At 69.4% G+C, this 16776-nt stretch carries 16 protein-coding genes; 9 read left to right on the top strand and 7 right to left on the bottom strand.

Features of this window, described 5'->3' with window-relative positions; genetic code table 11:
• Positions 1 to 6: 6 nt before the first annotated feature.
• From ACWH43_RS18175 to amaB, 3 genes are all read right to left on the bottom strand, one after another.
• Positions 7 to 1191 (bottom strand): CaiB/BaiF CoA transferase family protein, encoded by a 1185-nt coding sequence (locus ACWH43_RS18175; protein ID WP_158443610.1) that lies wholly within the window; start codon positions 1189 to 1191, stop codon positions 7 to 9.
• Between the two features lie 142 nt (positions 1192 to 1333).
• Positions 1334 to 2530 carry an acyl-CoA dehydrogenase gene (locus ACWH43_RS18170; protein ID WP_158443609.1) on the bottom strand — a complete coding sequence of 399 codons (1197 nt, stop codon included), beginning with the start codon at positions 2528 to 2530 and terminating at the stop codon, positions 1334 to 1336.
• Positions 2531 to 2679: 149 nt separating this feature from the next.
• Complete coding sequence (amaB, locus tag ACWH43_RS18165; protein WP_158443608.1) at positions 2680 to 4200, bottom strand: L-piperidine-6-carboxylate dehydrogenase; 1521 nt, start codon at positions 4198 to 4200, stop codon at positions 2680 to 2682.
• Between the two features lie 254 nt (positions 4201 to 4454).
• Between amaB and gcvA the strand changes: the two genes are divergently transcribed.
• The 3 genes from gcvA (at position 4455) to ACWH43_RS18150 (ending at position 7331) form a co-directional block, all read left to right on the top strand.
• The gene (gcvA, locus tag ACWH43_RS18160; RefSeq protein ID WP_158443607.1) at positions 4455 to 5369 is read left to right on the top strand and encodes a transcriptional regulator GcvA; all 915 of its coding nucleotides are present in this window, start codon (positions 4455 to 4457) and stop codon (positions 5367 to 5369) included.
• Positions 5370 to 5528: 159 nt separating this feature from the next.
• On the top strand, positions 5529 to 6752 hold the full coding sequence (locus ACWH43_RS18155) for an NAD(P)/FAD-dependent oxidoreductase (protein WP_448153576.1): 1224 nt from the start codon (positions 5529 to 5531) through the stop codon (positions 6750 to 6752).
• A 72-nt stretch (positions 6753 to 6824) separates the two neighbouring features.
• On the top strand, positions 6825 to 7331 hold the full coding sequence (locus ACWH43_RS18150; RefSeq protein ID WP_158443605.1) for a DinB family protein: 507 nt from the start codon (positions 6825 to 6827) through the stop codon (positions 7329 to 7331).
• A gap of 56 nt (positions 7332 to 7387) precedes the next feature.
• Here the strand turns inward: ACWH43_RS18150 and ACWH43_RS18145 are convergent, their stop codons facing one another.
• Positions 7388 to 7963 (bottom strand): GNAT family acetyltransferase, encoded by a 576-nt coding sequence (locus tag ACWH43_RS18145; protein ID WP_448153575.1) that lies wholly within the window; start codon positions 7961 to 7963, stop codon positions 7388 to 7390.
• Between the two features lie 175 nt (positions 7964 to 8138).
• Between ACWH43_RS18145 and ACWH43_RS18140 the strand changes: the two genes are divergently transcribed.
• From ACWH43_RS18140 to ACWH43_RS18125, 4 genes are all read left to right on the top strand, one after another.
• The gene (locus ACWH43_RS18140; protein WP_158443603.1) at positions 8139 to 8771 is read left to right on the top strand and encodes a LysE family translocator; all 633 of its coding nucleotides are present in this window, start codon (positions 8139 to 8141) and stop codon (positions 8769 to 8771) included.
• A 6-nt stretch (positions 8772 to 8777) separates the two neighbouring features.
• On the top strand, positions 8778 to 9344 hold the full coding sequence (locus ACWH43_RS18135) for a chromate transporter (RefSeq protein ID WP_158443602.1): 567 nt from the start codon (positions 8778 to 8780) through the stop codon (positions 9342 to 9344).
• Positions 9344 to 9883: a chromate transporter gene (locus ACWH43_RS18130; protein ID WP_158443601.1), complete on the top strand. Its 540-nt coding sequence runs from the start codon at positions 9344 to 9346 to the stop codon at positions 9881 to 9883. The genes ACWH43_RS18135 and ACWH43_RS18130 overlap by 1 nt, the downstream gene beginning before the upstream one ends.
• A gap of 119 nt (positions 9884 to 10002) precedes the next feature.
• Entirely contained in the window at positions 10003 to 11211 is a 1209-nt protein-coding gene (locus ACWH43_RS18125; RefSeq protein WP_448153574.1) for a M20 family metallopeptidase, read from the top strand.
• Between the two features lie 6 nt (positions 11212 to 11217).
• On the opposite strand, the gene ACWH43_RS18120 is transcribed toward ACWH43_RS18125, so the two are convergent.
• Positions 11218 to 11799: a TetR/AcrR family transcriptional regulator gene (locus ACWH43_RS18120; protein WP_158443599.1), complete on the bottom strand. Its 582-nt coding sequence runs from the start codon at positions 11797 to 11799 to the stop codon at positions 11218 to 11220.
• A 104-nt stretch (positions 11800 to 11903) separates the two neighbouring features.
• Here ACWH43_RS18120 and ACWH43_RS18115 point away from each other — a divergent pair, with 104 nt between their 5' ends.
• Positions 11904 to 12125 (top strand): hypothetical protein, encoded by a 222-nt coding sequence (locus tag ACWH43_RS18115; RefSeq protein ID WP_158443598.1) that lies wholly within the window; start codon positions 11904 to 11906, stop codon positions 12123 to 12125.
• A gap of 26 nt (positions 12126 to 12151) precedes the next feature.
• On the opposite strand, the gene ACWH43_RS18110 is transcribed toward ACWH43_RS18115, so the two are convergent.
• Together ACWH43_RS18110 and otsB are read right to left on the bottom strand one after the other, a co-directional pair.
• Positions 12152 to 13993 carry a glycoside hydrolase family 15 protein gene (locus tag ACWH43_RS18110; RefSeq protein WP_158443597.1) on the bottom strand — a complete coding sequence of 614 codons (1842 nt, stop codon included), beginning with the start codon at positions 13991 to 13993 and terminating at the stop codon, positions 12152 to 12154.
• A 2-nt stretch (positions 13994 to 13995) separates the two neighbouring features.
• Positions 13996 to 14805 (bottom strand): trehalose-phosphatase, encoded by an 810-nt coding sequence (otsB, locus tag ACWH43_RS18105; RefSeq protein ID WP_158443596.1) that lies wholly within the window; start codon positions 14803 to 14805, stop codon positions 13996 to 13998.
• Between the two features lie 281 nt (positions 14806 to 15086).
• Between otsB and ACWH43_RS18100 the strand changes: the two genes are divergently transcribed.
• Complete coding sequence (locus tag ACWH43_RS18100) at positions 15087 to 16658, top strand: alpha,alpha-trehalose-phosphate synthase (UDP-forming) (protein WP_158448145.1); 1572 nt, start codon at positions 15087 to 15089, stop codon at positions 16656 to 16658.
• The last annotated feature ends 118 nt before the right edge of the window (positions 16659 to 16776 follow it).

Here is a 16776-nt window from a genome sequence, read left to right as displayed (position 1 = left end):
CCGCATTCAGCCGCCTCCGCCCCAGGCCGGATCGTTCAGGATGTCGTCCGCGTGCTCGCCGAGTCTTGGGCTCGGGCGCCCCGCCACCTGCCGCACGCCGTTCATGACGATGGGCGAGGCGACGGTCGGAATGGTGCCTGCCTTCGCGGCCTCGCTCGGCAAATCGACCCTGACGCCGCGCGCGATGACCTGCGGGTCGGCGAAGACCTCGCCGATATCGTTGATCGGCCCGGCCGGCACATGGACCTTTTCCAGCGCCGCCAGCAGGTCGGCCTTGGCATAGCGCTGGCAGAGCAAGTGCAGCTTCGCCGTCAGCGCGACGCGGTTCTTCACCCGCGACCTGTTGTCGAGATAGTCGGGATGGTCGGCCAGCGTCGGCTCGCCCAGAACCTCGCAGAGCTTGCGCCACTGCCCGTCATTGCCGGTCGCGATGATGATATGGCCGTCCGCGACCGGGAACACGTCATAGGGCACGATGTTCGGATGGGCGTTGCCGAGCCGCGGCGGCGGGTTGCCGCCGACCAGATAGTTCATCGCCTGGTTGCCGAGCACCGCGACCTGAGCGTCGAGCAGGGCGAGATCGAGCGTCGCGCCCTCGCCGGTCGCGTCGCGCTGGCGCAGCGCCGAGAGGATGCCGACCGTGGCGTAGAGCCCGGTATAGATGTCCGCGACGGCATAGCCCGCCTTCATCGGCGCGCCCTCAGGCTCGCCGGTGATCGACATCGCCCCGCCCATGCCCTGGACGAGGAAGTCGTAGCCGGCGCGCGGCGCATAGGGGCCGTCCTGCCCGAAGCCGGTGACCGAGCAATAGACGAGGCGCGGGAAGTCCTTGCGCAGCGAGGCGGCGTCGAGCCCGTATTTCGAGAGGCCGCCGACCTTGAAGTTCTCGATCACCACGTCGGCATGGGCGGCCAGCCGCCTCACCAGCGCCTGCCCCTCCGGCGTGCGGAAATCGGCGGTGATCGAACGCTTGCCGCGATTGGCGGCGTGGAAATAGGCGGCGGAGAGATGCTCTTCGCCCGCGCCCTCGACGAAGGGCGGCCCCCATTTGCGGGTGTCGTCGCCTTCCGGCGCCTCGACCTTGACGACGTCGGCGCCGAGATCGGCCAGGAGCTGGCCGATCCAGGGACCTGCGAGGATGCGCGCCAGTTCGAGGACGCGCAGGCCGGTCAGCGGTGGGGTCGAAGTCATCGGGCTCGATCCGCGCCGTCATCCTGGCCGGAGCGAAGCGGAGAGCCGGGATCCATGTCTGACCGCCGATCGGCGCCGGTCCGGCATGGATCCCGGGCCGACCTGCGCTCGCCCGGGATGACGCGGAGGGGGTGGGGAGGGCTCAGAAGAACGCCTGCAGGCCGGTGATCGCCCGCCCGAGGATCAGCGCATGGACGTCATGCGTGCCCTCATAGGTGTTCACCGTCTCGAGGTTCGCGGCGTGGCGCATCACCTGGTACTCGATCTGGATGCCGTTGCCGCCGTGCATGTCGCGGGCCGCGCGGGCGATGTCCAGCGCCTTCCCGCAATTGTTGCGCTTGACCAGCGAGATCATCTCCGGGGCCATCTTGCCCGCGTCCATCAGGCGGCCGACGCGCAGGCTACCTTGCAGGCCGAGCGTGATCTCGGTCAGCATGTCGGCGAGCTTCTTCTGGTAGAGCTGCGTCTGGGCCAGCGGCTTGTTGAACTGCTTGCGGTCGAGCCCGTATTGCCGGGCGCGGTGGAAGCAGTCCTCGGCGGCGCCCATCACGCCCCAGGAGATGCCGTAGCGGGCGCGGTTGAGGCAGCCGAACGGGCCCTTGAGCCCCGAGACGTTCGGCAGCAGGTTCTCTTCCGGCACGATGACGCCGTCCATGACGACCTCGCCGGTGATCGAGGCGCGCAATGAGAGCTTGCCGCCGATCTTCGGCGCCGAGAGCCCCTTCATGCCCTTTTCGAGGATGAAGCCGCGGATCTGGTTGTCATGCGCGGCCGATTTCGCCCAGACGACGAAGACGTCGGCGATCGGCGAGTTCGAGATCCACATCTTGGAGCCGGTCAGCCTGTAGCCGTCGGCGACCTTCTCGGCGCGGGTCTTCATGCCGCCGGGATCGGAGCCGGCATCCGGCTCGGTCAGGCCGAAGCAGCCGACCCATTCGCCCGAACCCAGCTTCGGCAGGTACTTCCTGCGCTGCTCCTCGCTGCCATAGGCATGGATCGGGTACATCACCAGCGAGGACTGCACCGACATCATCGAGCGATAGCCGGAGTCGATGCGCTCGACCTCGCGGGCGACGAGCCCGTAGGAGACGTAATTGGCGCCCGCGCAGCCGTACTCCTCGGGAACCGTGACGCCGAGCAGGCCGAGCTCGCCCATCTCGTTGAAGATCGAGCGGTCGGTCTTCTCGTCGAGATAGGCGTCGTGGATGCGGGGGGCGAGCTTCTCCTGCGCATAGGCGCGGGCCGTGTCGCGGATCAGACGCTCGTCCTCGGTGAGCTGCTCGTCGAGCAGATAGGCGTCGTCCCAGGTGAACTTCGCGAGCTTGTGGCTGGCGGCCATGGTTGTCGTCTCCCTTGAACCTGTTGCGGTGTCATCCCGGGCGACCGGAGGGAGACCCGGGATCCATGCCGGAACGGTTCAGGCATGGATTCCGGCTCTGCGGTTCGCTCCGGCCGGGATGACGACGCGGATGTTGTTAAACCTGCCGATTACGCATCCACGTCGAAGCTGACGCCCTGCGCCAGCGGCAGCGTCGTGCCGTAGTTCAGCGTGTTGGTGGCGCGGCGCATATAGGCCTTCCAGGCATCGGAACCCGCCTCGCGGCCGCCGCCCGTCTCCTTCTCGCCGCCGAAGGCCCCGCCGATCTCGGCGCCCGAGGGGCCGATATTGACGTTGGCGATGCCGCAATCGGAACCTTCGTCCGAGACGAAGAGCTCGGCCTCGCGCATGTCCAGCGTGAAGATCGAGGAGGACAGGCCGGCGCCGACCGCGTTCTGGATCGCGATCGCCTCCTCGATCGACCTGTACTTCATCACATAGAGGATCGGGGCGAAGGTCTCGCGCTCGACCGGGCCGCACTGCTTCGGCATCTCGACCAGCGCCGGCCGGACATAGAAGCCGCCGGAACCGACATCGACCTTCTCGCCGCCATGGACCTTGCCGCCCTCGGCCTTGGCCTCGGACAGCGCCTTCTGCATGCCCTGATAGGCGGCCTCGTCGACCAGCGGGCCGACCAGCACGCCGGCCTCGCGCGGATCGCCGATCTTCACGCTGGCATAGACCTTGGCGAGCTTCGGCACGAGCTTGTCATAGACGTCCTCATGCACGATCAGGCGGCGCAAAGTGGTGCAGCGCTGGCCGGCGGTGCCCATCGCCGCGAAGGCGATGCCGCGCAGCGCGATGTCGAGATCGGCCGAGGGCGCGACGATCGCGGCATTGTTGCCGCCGAGCTCCAGGATGGCGCGGGCGAAGCGCGCGGCGAGCTTCTGGCCGACTTCCTTGCCCATGCGGGTCGAGCCGGTCGCCGAGACGACCGGGACGCGGTGGTCGTTGACCAGCACGTCGCCGATCTCGCGGCCGCCGATCAGCAGCTCCGAGAGGCCGGCCGGCGCCTCGGGGCCGAAGCGCTTCATCGTCTTCTCGACGATGGCCTGCACGGCGAGCGCCGTCAGCGGGGTCTTCTCGGAGGGTTTCCAGACGACGCTGTCGCCGCAGACGAAGGCCAGCGCGGCGTTCCAGGACCAGACCGCGACCGGGAAATTGAAGGCCGAGATCACGCCGACGACGCCGAGCGGATGCCAGGTCTCCATCATCCGGTGGTTCGGGCGTTCGGTCGCGATGGTGAGGCCGTAGAGCTGGCGCGACAGGCCGACGGCGAAGTCGCAGATGTCGATCATCTCCTGCACCTCGCCGAGGCCCTCGGAGGTGACCTTGCCGGCCTCCAGCGTCACCAAGAGGCCGAGATCGGCCTTGGCGGCGCGCAGTTCCTCGCCGAGCAGGCGGACGAACTCGCCGCGCCGCGGCGCCGGCACCTTGCGCCAGGCGAGATAGGCGGACTGGGCCCGGCCGATCGCGGCCTCGGCCTCGGCGGCGCTGGTCTCGCGCAGCGTCGCGACGCTCTCGCCGGTGATCGGCGAGCGCGCCGACAGGCCCGCGGCGGCATAGGCGGATTCGGCGACGCCGAGGCGCTTGAGCAGGGCGAGCGTGTCTTGGGGAAGGGAGGTCGTCATGCGTTTGATCCTGATCGCCAGCGAACCACAGCCCTCATCCTGAGGAGCGCTTCCGACGGAAGCGCGTCCCGAAGGATGCTCCAGCCGGCCTCCATGGTGCGGACTGGAACATCCTTCGAGACGCCGCTGCGCGGCTCCTCAGGATGAGGGCTCGTATCGGGCCGCGGGGGCGGCCCGGCATTCACAGCGGAGAATGCCCTCTTTCCTAGTGCGGGGGCAACCGATATGTTCTCACCACTTGGTGAGTTTTATTCATGGATGACGCCATCGTTCCCGGCCGCCTCTCGGTGCCGTCCCTCTCCGCGCTGGCGGCTTTCGAGGCCGCGGCGCGGCACAGCAGCTTCACCCGCGCGGCGGAGGAGCTGAACCTGACCCAGGGCGCCGTCAGCCGGCAGGTCGCCCATCTTGAGGAGGTGCTCGGGGTCAGCCTGTTCGAGCGCGTCAAGAAGCGCGTCAGCCTCACCGTCGCGGGCGCGGCCTATGCTGCCGAGGTGCGCGACGGGCTGTCGCGGCTCGCCGCGGCGACCGTCTCGGCGATGGCCTTCCGGGGGGCGGCCGGCGTGCTCAACCTCGCCATCCTGCCGACCTTCGGCACGCGCTGGCTGATCCCGCGCCTGCCGCGCTTCACCGAGGCCCATCCCGGCATCACCATCAATTTCGCCACCAAGCTGGTGCCCTTCGACTTCACGCGCGAGCCGCTCGACGCCGCCGTCCATTTCGGCGACCCGGTCTGGCCCGGGGCCAGGCTGCACCGGCTGATGGGCGAGGAGATCGTGCCGGTGGCCTCGCCGGCGCTGGTCGCCCGTTTCGGCCTGTCCGAGCCGGCCGACATGCTGAAGGCGCCGCTGCTGCAGCAATCGACCCGGCCGCGCGCCTGGGCGAACTGGCTGGAAGAGCAGGGCCTGCCGCCGCAGCGCGCCTTGATGGGGCCGCGCTTCGAGCAGTTCGCCATGGTCTCGCAAGCGGCGGTGGCGGGCTTGGGCCTCGCGATCGTGCCGCGCTTCCTCGTCGAGGAGGAGCTGCGCTCCGGGGCGCTTGTCATCCCGGTCGAACGCTCGCTGATCGGGCGGGAGGGCTATTACCTCGTCTACCCGGAGGAGAAGGCGAGCCTGCCGACGGTGGCGGCGTTCCGCGACTGGCTCCTGGCGGAGTGCGCCCCTTCCGCCTGATGCCCTGGAGCGAAGCGGCGCCCGGCAGGCCGCCCGGTCGCCGCTTCGCGCTTGGCGCATGCCTCGCGCTCTCGCCTCTCGACAAGCGCGCCCGGCCGCGTCATTCATGCGAAGAATTCACCAACCGGCTCCCTGCGGAGCCGTCGCGCGAGGCCCGCCATGCCGTCCGTCTCCGAAACCGCCAATGTCGTGATTTGCGGCGGCGCCGCGATCGGCTCCTCCGTCGCCTATCATCTCGCGGCCGAGCCCGGCTTCTCCGGCAAGGTCGTGGTGATCGAGAAGGACCCGACCTACCGCTACTCCGCCTCGGCCTTGTCGGCCGCCTCGATCCGCCAGCAATTCTCCAGCGCGGTCAATATCCGCATCTCGCTCTTCGGCATCGACTTCCTGCGCCATATCGGCCGCCATCTCGCGGTCGACGGCGAGGTGCCGGCGATCGACCTGCACGAGGGCGGCTACCTCTATCTCGCCGACGCGGAGGGCAAGAAAATCCTCGAAGCCAACCACAGGCTTCAGCGGCAGGAAGGCGCCGATATCGCGCTTTACGGCGCTGAGGCGCTGCGGGGCAGATTTCCCTGGCTGAACACGGAGGATCTCGCCTGCGGCAGCTACGGCGTCAGCGGCGAGGGCTGGTTCGACGGCTGGGCTCTGCTGCAGGCCTTCCGCAGGAAGGCGCGCAGCCTCGGCATCGAATACCGCCAGGGCGAGGTCGCGCGCTATCTCACCGAGAACGGCCGCATCACCGGGGTCGAGCTCGCCGATGGCGGCCGCATCGCCTGCGGCGCCGCGGTCAACGCCAGCGGCACCCATGGCGCCAGGCTCGCCGCCACCGCCGGCGTCGCGATCCCGGTCCGGTCGATGAAGCGCTACATCTTCACCTTCCACTGCAAGGGCGATGTCGGGAACTGCCCGCTGCTGATCGACACCGCCGGCGCCTGGTGCCGGCCGGAAGGGCAGCGCACGGCGGAGGGCCAGCTCTTCATCGGAAGCTGCTCGCCGCTGACCCCTGAGCAGGACGTCGAATGGATCGAGACCGATCCGGCCGCCGAGGACGTCGACTGGCCCTTCTTCGAGGAGGCCGTCTGGGCGCCGCTGGCGCATCGCATCCCGGCCTTCGAGCAGATCAGGCCCGGCCGCGCCTGGGCCGGCCCCTACGACATGTGCGGGCTCGACCACAACGCCATTGTCGGCCCGGCCGTCGGCCTGCCGAACCTCTATCTCGCCAACGGTTTCTCCGGGCATGGCCTGCAGCAGTCGCCGGCGGTCGGGCGCGGCATCGCCGAGCATATCGCGCATGGCCGCTATCGCTCGCTGGACCTTGCCGATCTCGGCCACGAGCGCATCGTGGCGGGCAGGCCGCTGGCGGAGGCCAACATCATCTGAGCCGAAGCGTCCCCGCGCGAAGCGGATGCCGGTTCGCATCGCGAGAATGCGGCAAGCCGAGAGGAGCCAGCCATGGTCGACCCCGCTTTCGTCCTGACCATGGCGCGCTACAACGCCTGGCAGAACGAGAACCTGATGGCCGCAGCGGCCGGGCTGACGGACGAGGCGCGCAGGCTCGATCGCGGCGCCTTCTTCAAATCGATCCACGGTACCTTCAACCACATCCTCTGGGCCGACGAGGTCTGGCTGAGCCGGCTCCTCGGCACGGAGAAGCCGACGGTCGGCGGGCGCGGCTCAGCGGCCTATATCGAGGGCTGGGACCCGTTCTGCGCCCGCCGGCGCCAGCGCGACCGGGCGATCCTCGACTGGGCGCAGGGCGTGCAGCCCGACTGGCTGCGCGGCACCCTGATCTGGTATTCCGGCGCCGCCGGCCGGGAGATGGGCAGGCCGCGCGCCTTCGTCATCGCCCATCTCTTCAACCACCAGACCCATCATCGCGGCCAGATCCACGCCATGCTGACGGCGGCCGGCGCCAAGCCGGACGACACCGACCTCTTCCTGGTCGACGAGGCGCGTTGAAGCAGCACCGTCATCCGGGGCGACCGGACGGGGATCCGGGATCCACGCTTGAACTTTTATCGGATGGGCTCGGGCATGGAACCCGGCCCTGCGCTTCGCTTCGGCCGGGTTGACCCGTGTTCCGGGTCTTCCGCCGAGGGCTTTGGTTCAACGCCTTCGGCTTTCCCTGCGGCATCCTCATGCTGCGGCGGGACGGCGGCGGTGGCGTGCTGGCTCAGCCTCTGGAACAGGCCGAGGCCGACCAGGATGAGCACGGCCAGCAGCACCAGCAGGCCGGGATAGACGATCTCGGCGATCGTCTCGCGGGTGGTCTTGGCGATCAGCACCAGCGCCTCCAGCGAGAGCGCCACGATCATGATCGACATGAACTTGGTCAGCGAGCCGCGCGCCTCGGCGGGGCGGCGCATCTCGCGATCCGCCATCACCTCCTCCTCGAACAGGAACTTGCCGACATTGGCGACGGCGACCGCGATGATGACGAGGCCGATCGCGTCCAGCATCGCGCCGAGCGCGTCCTCGCCGTTCCAGTAGCCCGTGGCCGTGCGCCAGACCGCGACGCCGATCAGGATCACGGAGGCGCAGAGCAGCGCGAGAGAGATCACGGTGTAGAGCAGCCGGCTGAAGACCGTCATGTTTTTCCCCTGTGCCTGCTGCCGACAACCGATGGTGCTCCCGCCGGTTCCGCCCGGCGGTGGCGATGCGGGTCTCGATGCATCCCGGCGCTGCATGGCCGTCCCGGCGGCGCCGTCGATTGTCCGCGGCCGCGATCCATGCTCCATGCGCAGGATCCCGCCGGAGCGCTCGCCCATGCCCGAGACGACGACACTCGCGACTTTCGCCCTGATCGCGCTCGGCATGGTGCTGACGCCGGGGCCGAACATGATCTACCTGATCTCGCGCTCGATCGCGCAGGGCAGGGCGGCGGGGTTGATCTCGCTCGGCGGCGTCGTCCTCGGCTTCGTCGTCTACATGGTCTGCGCCGCCTTCGGCATCACGGCGCTGCTCTTCGCGGTGCCTTACGCCTATGACGTGCTGCGACTCGGCGGCGCGGCCTATCTGCTCTGGCTCGCCTGGCAGGCCGTGCGCCCCGGCGGCCGCTCGCCCTTCCATCTGCGCGATCTGCCCCATGACGGGCCGCGCAAGCTCTTCGCCATGGGCCTGCTGACCAGCCTGCTCAATCCGAAGATCGCGATGCTCTATCTCGCGCTGCTGCCGCAATTCATCGACCCCGCCGCCGGCCATGTGCTGGGCCAGTCGATCGTGCTGGGCTTCACCCAGATCGTCGTCAGCGGCAGCGTGAACGCCTTGATCGCGATCGCGGCGGGCAGCATCGCCCTCTTCCTGAGGACGCGGCCCTTCTGGTCGCTGGTGCAGCGCTGGCTGATGGGCACGGTGCTGGCCGGCTTCGCCCTGCGCATGGCGATGGAAGCCCGCCGCTAGCTGCCGATGGGCGCCCTCGAAACCGCCACGGAGGCGGGCCGGCCGGGCCTGCCCGACCTGTTCACCGGCTTCCTCAAGATCGGGCTGATGGGTTTCGGCGGCGTCGGCCCCGTGGCGCGGCACATCATCGTCGCCGAGCGCAACTGGCTCGACGACCGCGCCTATGCCGAGCTGATGGGCATCTGCCAGGCCCTGCCCGGAGCCAACACCGTCAACGCCGCCGTCATGCTGGGCGACCGCTTTCGCGGCGCGGCCGGGGCGCTGACCTGCGTCTTCGCGCTGATGGCCATGCCGCTGCTCTCGCTGGTCGCGCTCGCGAACATCTATGACGCGGTCTCCGGCCATCCGCTGGCGCAGGTCGCGCTGACCGGCGCGGCCGCCAGCGCCGCCGGCCTCATCCTCGGCACGGCGGCGCGGCTCATGGCCAAGGCGGGGCTGGCGCGCTGGGCCTGGCTCATGGCGGCCGCCGCCTTCCTCGCCGTCGGCGTGCTGCGCCTGCCCATGCTGCCGAGCCTGCTGGTGCTCGTGCCGCTCGGCCTCGCCGCGGCCTCGCTCGGAGCGCGGCGGCTCTGATGGAACGCGGCGTCCTCGGTCAGCTCGTCGTCACCTTCGGCACGATCTCGCTGATGGCGATCGGCGGCGCCAATGCCGTGGTGCCGGAGATTCACCGGCAGATCGTCGAGATCCTCGGCTGGATGGACGCGCCGACCTTCGCCCGGCTCTTCGCCATCGCCCAGACCGCGCCGGGGCCGAACGTCATGCTCGCCAGCATCGTCGGCTGGCATGTCGCCGGGACGGGCGGCCTGCTGGTCGCCACCGCGGCGATGCTGCTGCCGTCCTCCGTGCTCGCGCTCGTCTGCAGCCGCGGCTTGCGGCGCTTCGGCGACAACCGCATCGTCCGGGTCGTCACCCTGGCGCTGGTGCCGATCGCGCTCGGCCTGATGCTGGCGAGCGGCGCGGTCGCGGCGCTGGCCGCCGATGCCGGCCTCTTCGGCTTCGCGATCACGGCGGCGACGGCCTTCGTCACCTACCGCTCCAAGGTGAACCCGCTGGTGCCGATGGCGGCGGGAACGGCGGTCTATGTCGCCGCCTGGTCAGCCGGCCTGCTGTGACGCGTCCCGGCGGCATGCGCGGCATGAATGGCGTCGCCGCGGCCATCCGCCATTGCCGCATGCCGCCCAGCCGCTAAGCTGCCGGCCTTGTCCCATCCGGAACGAATGCGAGTGAGCCGATGAGCGCGTTGACCCCCGAGGAACAGAAGGTCACGGAGTGGCTGGCGAACCGCAAGGAGGGCATGGTCGCGCTGCTGCGCGAGCTGGTCGACACCGATTCGGGCTCCTACGACAAGGCCGGCGTCGATGCGGCCGGCGCGGTCCTGGCGCGCTTCCACGAGGCCAACGGCCTCGCGGTCGAGATCGTGCCGGACAGCCGCTTCGGCGATGCCGTCAAGGCGCGCCTGCCCAATCCGGCGGCCAACGACCAGCGCCCGGTGCTGCTGCTCGGCCATCGCGACACGGTCTTCCCCAAGGGCGAGCCGACGCGCCGGCCCTTCACCATCAAGGGCACGCGGGCCTATGGCCCGGGCGTCGCCGACATGAAGAGCGGCGTGGTGATCGAGGCTTTCGTCGCCGCCGCCTTCGCCGAATGCGGCGGGCTCGCCGCGCCGCTCATGATGCTGACGACCAGCGACGAGGAGATCGGCTCGCCCTCCTCGCGCCCGGTGATCGAGGCGGCGGCGCGCGAATCGCGCTGCGTCTTCAACGCCGAGCCGAGCCGCCTGCCGGCCGGCACCGATTTCGCGAAGGACCACAGGCAATCGGTCACCAGCGGCCGCAAGGGTGGCGTCTTCATGCGCGCCGAGTTCACCGGCAAGCCGGCCCATTCCGGCGCGAATTACGAGAAGGGCGCCTCGGCCATCGTCGATCTCGGCATCAAGATCCCGAAGCTCCAGGGCCTCACAGATCTGGAGAAGGGCGTCACCGTCAATGTCGGCCTGATCGGCGGCGGCCAGACCGTCAACACCGTCGCACCGAGCGCCTGGTGCGAGATCGACCTGCGCTACGTCACCGCCGCCCAGCGCGACGAGATGGTCGGCAGGATCAGGGCGATCGTCGAGACGCCGGAGGTCCCCGGCACCGGCGCCGCGCTCTCGATCAAGGGCGAGTTCCTGCCGCTGGAGCGCTCCCCGGAATTGGCTGCGCTCTACGACACCTATCGCGAGGCGGCCGCGGCTTTCGGCATCGGCGTGACGGCGGAATTCACCGGCGGCTGCGCCGATTCCGGCTTCACCGCGGCGCAGGGCACGCCGACCCTGTGCAGCGTCGGCCCGATCGGCGGCATGGCCCATACGCCGGACGAGTTCCTCGAGGTCGAGAGCCTGGTGCCGGCGGCGCAGGTGCTGGCGCTCGCGGTGATGCGGGCGGCGGCCAAGGTGGAGTGAAGGAGCTCAGCGGCAGAGCAGATCGATCTTGCGGCTGAGCGAAGCCTCGTCCTCGCTCAGCCGGTCGGTCAGCACGTGCAGCCAGTTGAAGCCGACCCAGAGTTCCAGCCGGTCGTCGATTTCGGCAGGCTCGAATTCACCGCGCTCGGCCGCGCGCACGAACATCCGGCGCGGTGAGGCGAGGCGTTCCGGCATGAACTTGAAGCGCAGGGCGGCGAGCGCCGTCTCGCTGGTCTGCGCCTCGGCGACCAGCCCCCGGAAGACGCGTCCTGCCGCGTCCTCGCGCCAGAAGCGCCAGAGATTTATCGTGTAGCGCAGCAGGTCGGCGCGCAGCGAGCCCTCGTCCGGGACGGGAATGGCGGCGTCCTTCTCGACCCCGTAGATCGCGATGAACAGCTCGGCCTTGTTCGGCCACCAGCGATAGATCGTCGGCTTGCCTGCGCCGGCGCGCCGCGCGACCTCCTCGATCGAGAAGCCGGCATAGCCCTTTTCCGCCAGGAGGTCGCGCGCCGCCGCCTTGACGGCGGCTTCGGTCTCCGGGCTGCGTCGCGCGCCGATCGAGGCACGGCGCTTCGGTTTTGTCTCCATTCCCGCGAACCTCATCCGCGCATCGCTCCGGTCCTTGACATAACGAAACGGTCCGTTTAATTCAATCAATAGAAACGGAACGTTTCGTTACATGAAGATGCCCGATGACCCGCCCCTCGTTTTCGCGCCTGGCCTCGCGCTTGCGTTTTCTGATCGTCGCGATCGCCGGGGCCTACGCGGCGATCAATCTCGTCCTCGGGGCGCTGGCGCCCTTCACCGCGGGCTGGTCCATCCCCGGCGTCACGGCCCTGGCCGTGCCGCCCATGGTGGTGGCGATGGTCTACGGCGTGATCCCGATCGCCTTCCGCTTCGGCGCGCCGCGCTGAGCGGATTCCGCCCGCAGGGCAGGGTGCTAGAACGCCTCTTCCCAATTGCGGCTGAGGCGCATGGCGCAGTTGATCATGCCGACCATCGAATAGGTCTGCGGGAAATTGCCCCAGAGCTCGCCGGTCTTGAGGTCGGCGTCCTCCGAGAGCAGGCCGAAGCTGTTGCGCCGCTGCAGGATGCGCTCGAACAGTTCCTTGGCCTCCTCGTGGCGCCCGATCGCGTTCAGCGCATCGACATACCAGAAGGCGCAGATCAGGAAGCCGGTGTGCATGTAGCCGAAATCGTCCTGCGTGGCGTAGCGCAGCAGCAGGTCGCCGCGCTTCAGGTCGCGGCCGATCGCCTCGACCGTGGCGACGAAGCGCGCGTCCTCCGGCTTGACGAAGCCGATCTCGGCCAGCAGCAGCAGCGTCGCGTCGAGATCCTCGCCGTCGAAGGTCGAGACGAAATGGCCCTTCCGCTCGTTCCAGATCCGCTCGGCGATGATTTCCTTGAGCCGGCGGGCATGGTCCTTCCAGTATTCCTTGCGGTCGGCCCGGCCGAGCGTGCCGGCGATGCGGGCCAGCCGGTCGCAGGCCGCCCAGCACATCACGCTGGAGAAGGCGTGCACGGCCTCCTTCTCGCGCAATTCCCAGGGGCCGGCATCGGGCTTGTCGAAGACGGAGAGCGCCAGCTCGCCCATGCGCTCGAGCTGGGCGAAGAGCGTGTCCTTGCCGGGCTGGATCAGGCGCCGGTCGAAGAAGGAATGCGTCGCCGCCAGCACCACCGCGCCATAGCCGTCGTTCTGGATCTGCACGGCCGCGCCGTTGCCGAAGCGCACCGGCCGGTGCCCGCGATAGCCCGAGAGATTGCCGGCCTCGAACTCGGTCAGCGTGCCGCCGCGGGTGATCGGATAGAGCGGCGGCAGGTGCTCGGCGCCGCTTTCCGAGAAGGAATCGACGATATTGGTGATGAAGCCGAGATAGTCCTCCATCGTCCGGGTCGTGCCGAGGCGGTTCAGCGCATGCACCACGAAATAGGCGTCGCGCAGCCAGCAATAGCGATAGTCCCAGTTGCGCTGCGTGCCCGGCGCCTCGGGGATCGAGGTGGTCAGCGCCGCGACGATGGCGCCGGTCTCCTCGAAGGCGCAGAGCTTCAGCGTGATCGCGGCCCGGATCACGGCGGTCTGGTATTCGAAGGGGATCGAGAGCGAGCGCACCCAGTCGCGCCAGTAGTCGGTGGTCTTGTCGAGGAATTCGCGCGAGGTGGTCTCGATCTCGGCACGCAGCGCCTCGTCCGCGCCGATGAAGAAGGAATAGGTCTGGTCGACCGCGAAGGGGATGCCTTCGACGACATAGGAGAGGGGCGCGTTGGTGGTCAGCCGGATGGTCTGGGCGGCGCCGACGAAGCGGACATGGTTGGAGCCGCGCGTGACCTCGTCCGGCTCCTCGCCGATGCCGAGGCAGGGCCTGACCAGGACGCGGATGCGCGGCCGGCCCGAGACCCGCCGCACCCGCCGCACGAGCTGCGGCGGGCGGAAGAAGCGCTCGTAGCGCACGAAGCGCGGCGCGAAATCGAGGATCTCGATGGCGTTGCCCTGGTCGTCGGAGAGGACCGAGGAGAGGATCGCGGTGTTGTCGAGATAGCTCTGCTCGCAGCGCGTCATGCCGACGAGCTCGATCGCGAAGAAGCCCTTCTTCGGCGCCTCGTCGCCGTCATCCGCCTCGTTGTCGATCAGCGAGCAGAAGACGGGGTCGCGGTCGAAGCGCGGAAAGCAGCCCCAGACGATGCGGGCGCGCCGGTCGATGAGCGCGGCGATCGAGCAGTTGCCGATCACGCCGAGGTCGAGCGAGGCGGAGTGATGCCCCGCGGCCGTGGTCGTTACGGTCATGATCAGTCCTGGTTCGTCCGGGCGAAGTCGTCGGCGGAAAGATGGCCGCTTTCGGCGGCTTCGAGAAGGATGTGGCGCAGCGCCGTCGGCGATGCCAGCCGCAGGCCGGCCTGGCTTTCGCGGTCGGCGCCGATCCGCACCGACAGCCCGCCCATCGCATTGACCGCCGCGAAGCCGTCCTCGTCGGTGATGTCGTCGCCGATGAAGACCGGCCGGCGGCCGGCATAGGCCGGCTTCGCCATCAGCCAGGCGATGGCGTGGCCCTTGCTGGCGTTCGCCGGCACGATCTCGGCGACCGACTTGCCCTCCTGCAGGCGCACGCCCGGTCCGATCCGGGCGGCGGTGCGGCGCATCAGCGCCAGCGCCTCGTCCTGGAGCGAGGGGGCGAGCCGCCAGTGCAGCGCGACGGAGACGCGCTTGTCCTCGACGAGAATGCCGACATGGCTGTTGGCGAAGCGGACGAGGTCGCGCAGCGCCTCGCGCAGGCTGCCGGGCTGGGCGGACTGCGCGTGCAGTTCGCCGTCGAGCCGGATCTGCGCGCCGTGCAGGCCGGCGATGTCGAAACGATGAGGCGCGAGCATCGCGTCGAGAAAGGCGATCGGCCGGCCGGACACCAGGGCGAGGGCGCCGCCCAGCGTCCCGCGCAGCGCCGCGAGCGCGGGCGCCACGCGCCGGTCGAGCTTCACGTCTTCCGGCGAGGGGGCGATCTCGACGAGCGTGCCGTCGAAATCCAGGAAGAGAGCGAGCTGCTGGGCGGCGGGAGCGGTATCGGAAGCGCTGCGGGCAGATATGGGTTCGATCAGGGTCGTCATGATTCTGTATCTGTGCGGAGAAGGCGGCAGAAGAACGGCCGCCTGGCCCGCGAATCCTTTCGTTTGAGCGATTTCTCGACCGTGGCCGCTGAAAATTCGTCCTCGGGGTTGTCTCGATCTACTGAGAGCCTAACATAAGGACCACGATTTCCCCGCAGGGTCGCCATCGCTTCGCCACGCTCCCGGCTCTGCTCCACGGAAACATTACGTCTTTTCCGGCGTTCTGTTCCGGCCGCCGGTGGCGAAAATCGGGCGGCCTTCCTTCGGAGAACTCGCCGCCTATGCGCCTGGTCGTCGTTTCCAACCGCGTCACCATCCCCGATCGCCACGAGAAGGCGACGGCAGGGGGGCTCGCGGTCGCCTTGCGCGAGGCGCTGGAACGGCATGGCGGCCTGTGGTTCGGCTGGAGCGGGGTGGTCGGCGCGGCCCGGCAGTTGCGCGAGACCCAGCGCGGCAACGTCACCTATGCGGTGACCGATCTCAGCGAGGCCGAGCGCGAGAGCTATTATCTCGGCTTCTCGAACCGGGCCCTCTGGCCGATCATGCATTACCGGCTCGGGCTGACCGAGTTCCAGCGCAGCGACTATATGGGCTATCTCGGCGTCAACCGCCGCTTCGCGCGCGAGCTGGCCGGGATGATCCGGCCCGACGACGTCATCTGGATCCACGACTACCACCTGATCCCGCTCGCGGCCGAGCTGCGCCGCCGCGGCGTGACCAACCGGATCGGCTATTTCCACCATATCCCCTGGCCCTCGGCCGACACGCTGACCGCCCTGCCGTTCAGCGCCACGCTGGTGCGCACGCTCGCCGCCTACGATCTCGTCGGCGTGCAGACGCGGCTCGACGCCCGCAATCTGGTCGATTGCCTGGTGATGCTGTGCGGCGCGAAGTTCGATGGGCGGCGCGTCCGTCTCGGCTTGCGCGAGACGGCGGTGCGGGCCTTCCCGATCGGCATCGATGTCGAGGCGTTCCGCCGGCTGGCGGCGGCCTCGGTCCGGCAGGCGGCGACGCCGCTGCGAGCGACGCGCGAATCGCTCGGCGAGCGCAAGCTGGTGATCGGCGTCGACCGGCTCGACTATTCCAAGGGCATCGTCCAGCGGCTCGAGGCCTTCGGCCAGTTCCTGCGCAGCCATCCCGAGGAGCGCGGCCGTGTCGGCCTGCTGCAGATCGCCCCGCCGTCGCGCAGCGACGTGCCGGAATATGCCGAGCTCGACCGCATGTCGGACGAGGTCGCCGGCCGGCTCAACGCCCAGCTCGGCGAATTCGACTGGACGCCGATCCGCGTCGTCAAGAAGGCCTATTCCCGCACCGCGCTGGCCGGTCTCTACCGCAGCGCCCAGGTCGGGCTGGTGACGCCGATGCGCGACGGCATGAACCTCGTGGCCAAGGAATATGTCGCGGCCCAGAACCCGGCCGACCCCGGCGTGCTGGTGCTCTCCCGCTTCGCCGGCGCGGCGCAGCAGCTCGGCGAGGCGCTGATCGTCAACCCTTACGACACGCACGAGGTCGCGGAGGCGATCCGCACCGCGCTGGCGATGCCCAAAAGCGAGCGCATCCGCCGCTTCGAGGCGCTCTATCAGATCATCGAGGCGAGCGGCATCCACTGGTGGACGCGGTGCTATCTGGAGGCGCTCGCCGGAGAGCCCGTCGCGGCGGAGGATGTCGAGCCGCCCGGCAAGGCCGGGGCCAAGGCCGAGACGCCGGCCCGGCGCGCGGGCGCGAGATCGGCGCGATCAACGACCCGCCCGGCCGCGCAGGAGCGCGGCGAGGCTCGGGACGCCTCCGCCGGCCCGGGCCGGAAGCGGGCTTCCGCGGCCGGCGAGGCCTCGCATCTGACCCTCGTCCGTTGAGGCGAAGGGGCGGCCGGGCGCCCGCCGAAATCGGCGCGCGATCGTTTCCCGCGCGGCGCCCCGCGCATCAAGCTCTTGCCGAAGGCGGGTTTTGGTCGCTAGAAGGCGCAAGGACCCG

The organism is Allobosea minatitlanensis (assembly GCF_964020775.1).
Note: the sequence above shows the minus strand (reverse complement) of the source record. Positions and strands in the feature narration are given on the sequence as shown.

Coding starts and splice junctions, on each gene's coding strand:
- ACWH43_RS18175 (WP_158443610.1), bottom strand. CDS start 1,191: ATGACTTCGACCCCACCGCTGACCGGCCTGCGCGTCCTCGAACTGGCG.
- ACWH43_RS18170 (WP_158443609.1), bottom strand. CDS start 2,530: ATGGCCGCCAGCCACAAGCTCGCGAAGTTCACCTGGGACGACGCCTAT.
- amaB (WP_158443608.1), bottom strand. CDS start 4,200: ATGACGACCTCCCTTCCCCAAGACACGCTCGCCCTGCTCAAGCGCCTC.
- gcvA (WP_158443607.1), top strand. CDS start 4,455: ATGGATGACGCCATCGTTCCCGGCCGCCTCTCGGTGCCGTCCCTCTCC.
- ACWH43_RS18155 (WP_448153576.1), top strand. CDS start 5,529: ATGCCGTCCGTCTCCGAAACCGCCAATGTCGTGATTTGCGGCGGCGCC.
- ACWH43_RS18150 (WP_158443605.1), top strand. CDS start 6,825: ATGGTCGACCCCGCTTTCGTCCTGACCATGGCGCGCTACAACGCCTGG.
- ACWH43_RS18145 (WP_448153575.1), bottom strand. CDS start 7,963: ATGACGGTCTTCAGCCGGCTGCTCTACACCGTGATCTCTCTCGCGCTG.
- ACWH43_RS18140 (WP_158443603.1), top strand. CDS start 8,139: ATGCCCGAGACGACGACACTCGCGACTTTCGCCCTGATCGCGCTCGGC.
- ACWH43_RS18135 (WP_158443602.1), top strand. CDS start 8,778: ATGGGCGCCCTCGAAACCGCCACGGAGGCGGGCCGGCCGGGCCTGCCC.
- ACWH43_RS18130 (WP_158443601.1), top strand. CDS start 9,344: ATGGAACGCGGCGTCCTCGGTCAGCTCGTCGTCACCTTCGGCACGATC.
- ACWH43_RS18125 (WP_448153574.1), top strand. CDS start 10,003: ATGAGCGCGTTGACCCCCGAGGAACAGAAGGTCACGGAGTGGCTGGCG.
- ACWH43_RS18120 (WP_158443599.1), bottom strand. CDS start 11,799: ATGGAGACAAAACCGAAGCGCCGTGCCTCGATCGGCGCGCGACGCAGC.
- ACWH43_RS18115 (WP_158443598.1), top strand. CDS start 11,904: ATGACCCGCCCCTCGTTTTCGCGCCTGGCCTCGCGCTTGCGTTTTCTG.
- ACWH43_RS18110 (WP_158443597.1), bottom strand. CDS start 13,993: ATGACCGTAACGACCACGGCCGCGGGGCATCACTCCGCCTCGCTCGAC.
- otsB (WP_158443596.1), bottom strand. CDS start 14,805: ATGACGACCCTGATCGAACCCATATCTGCCCGCAGCGCTTCCGATACC.
- ACWH43_RS18100 (WP_158448145.1), top strand. CDS start 15,087: ATGCGCCTGGTCGTCGTTTCCAACCGCGTCACCATCCCCGATCGCCAC.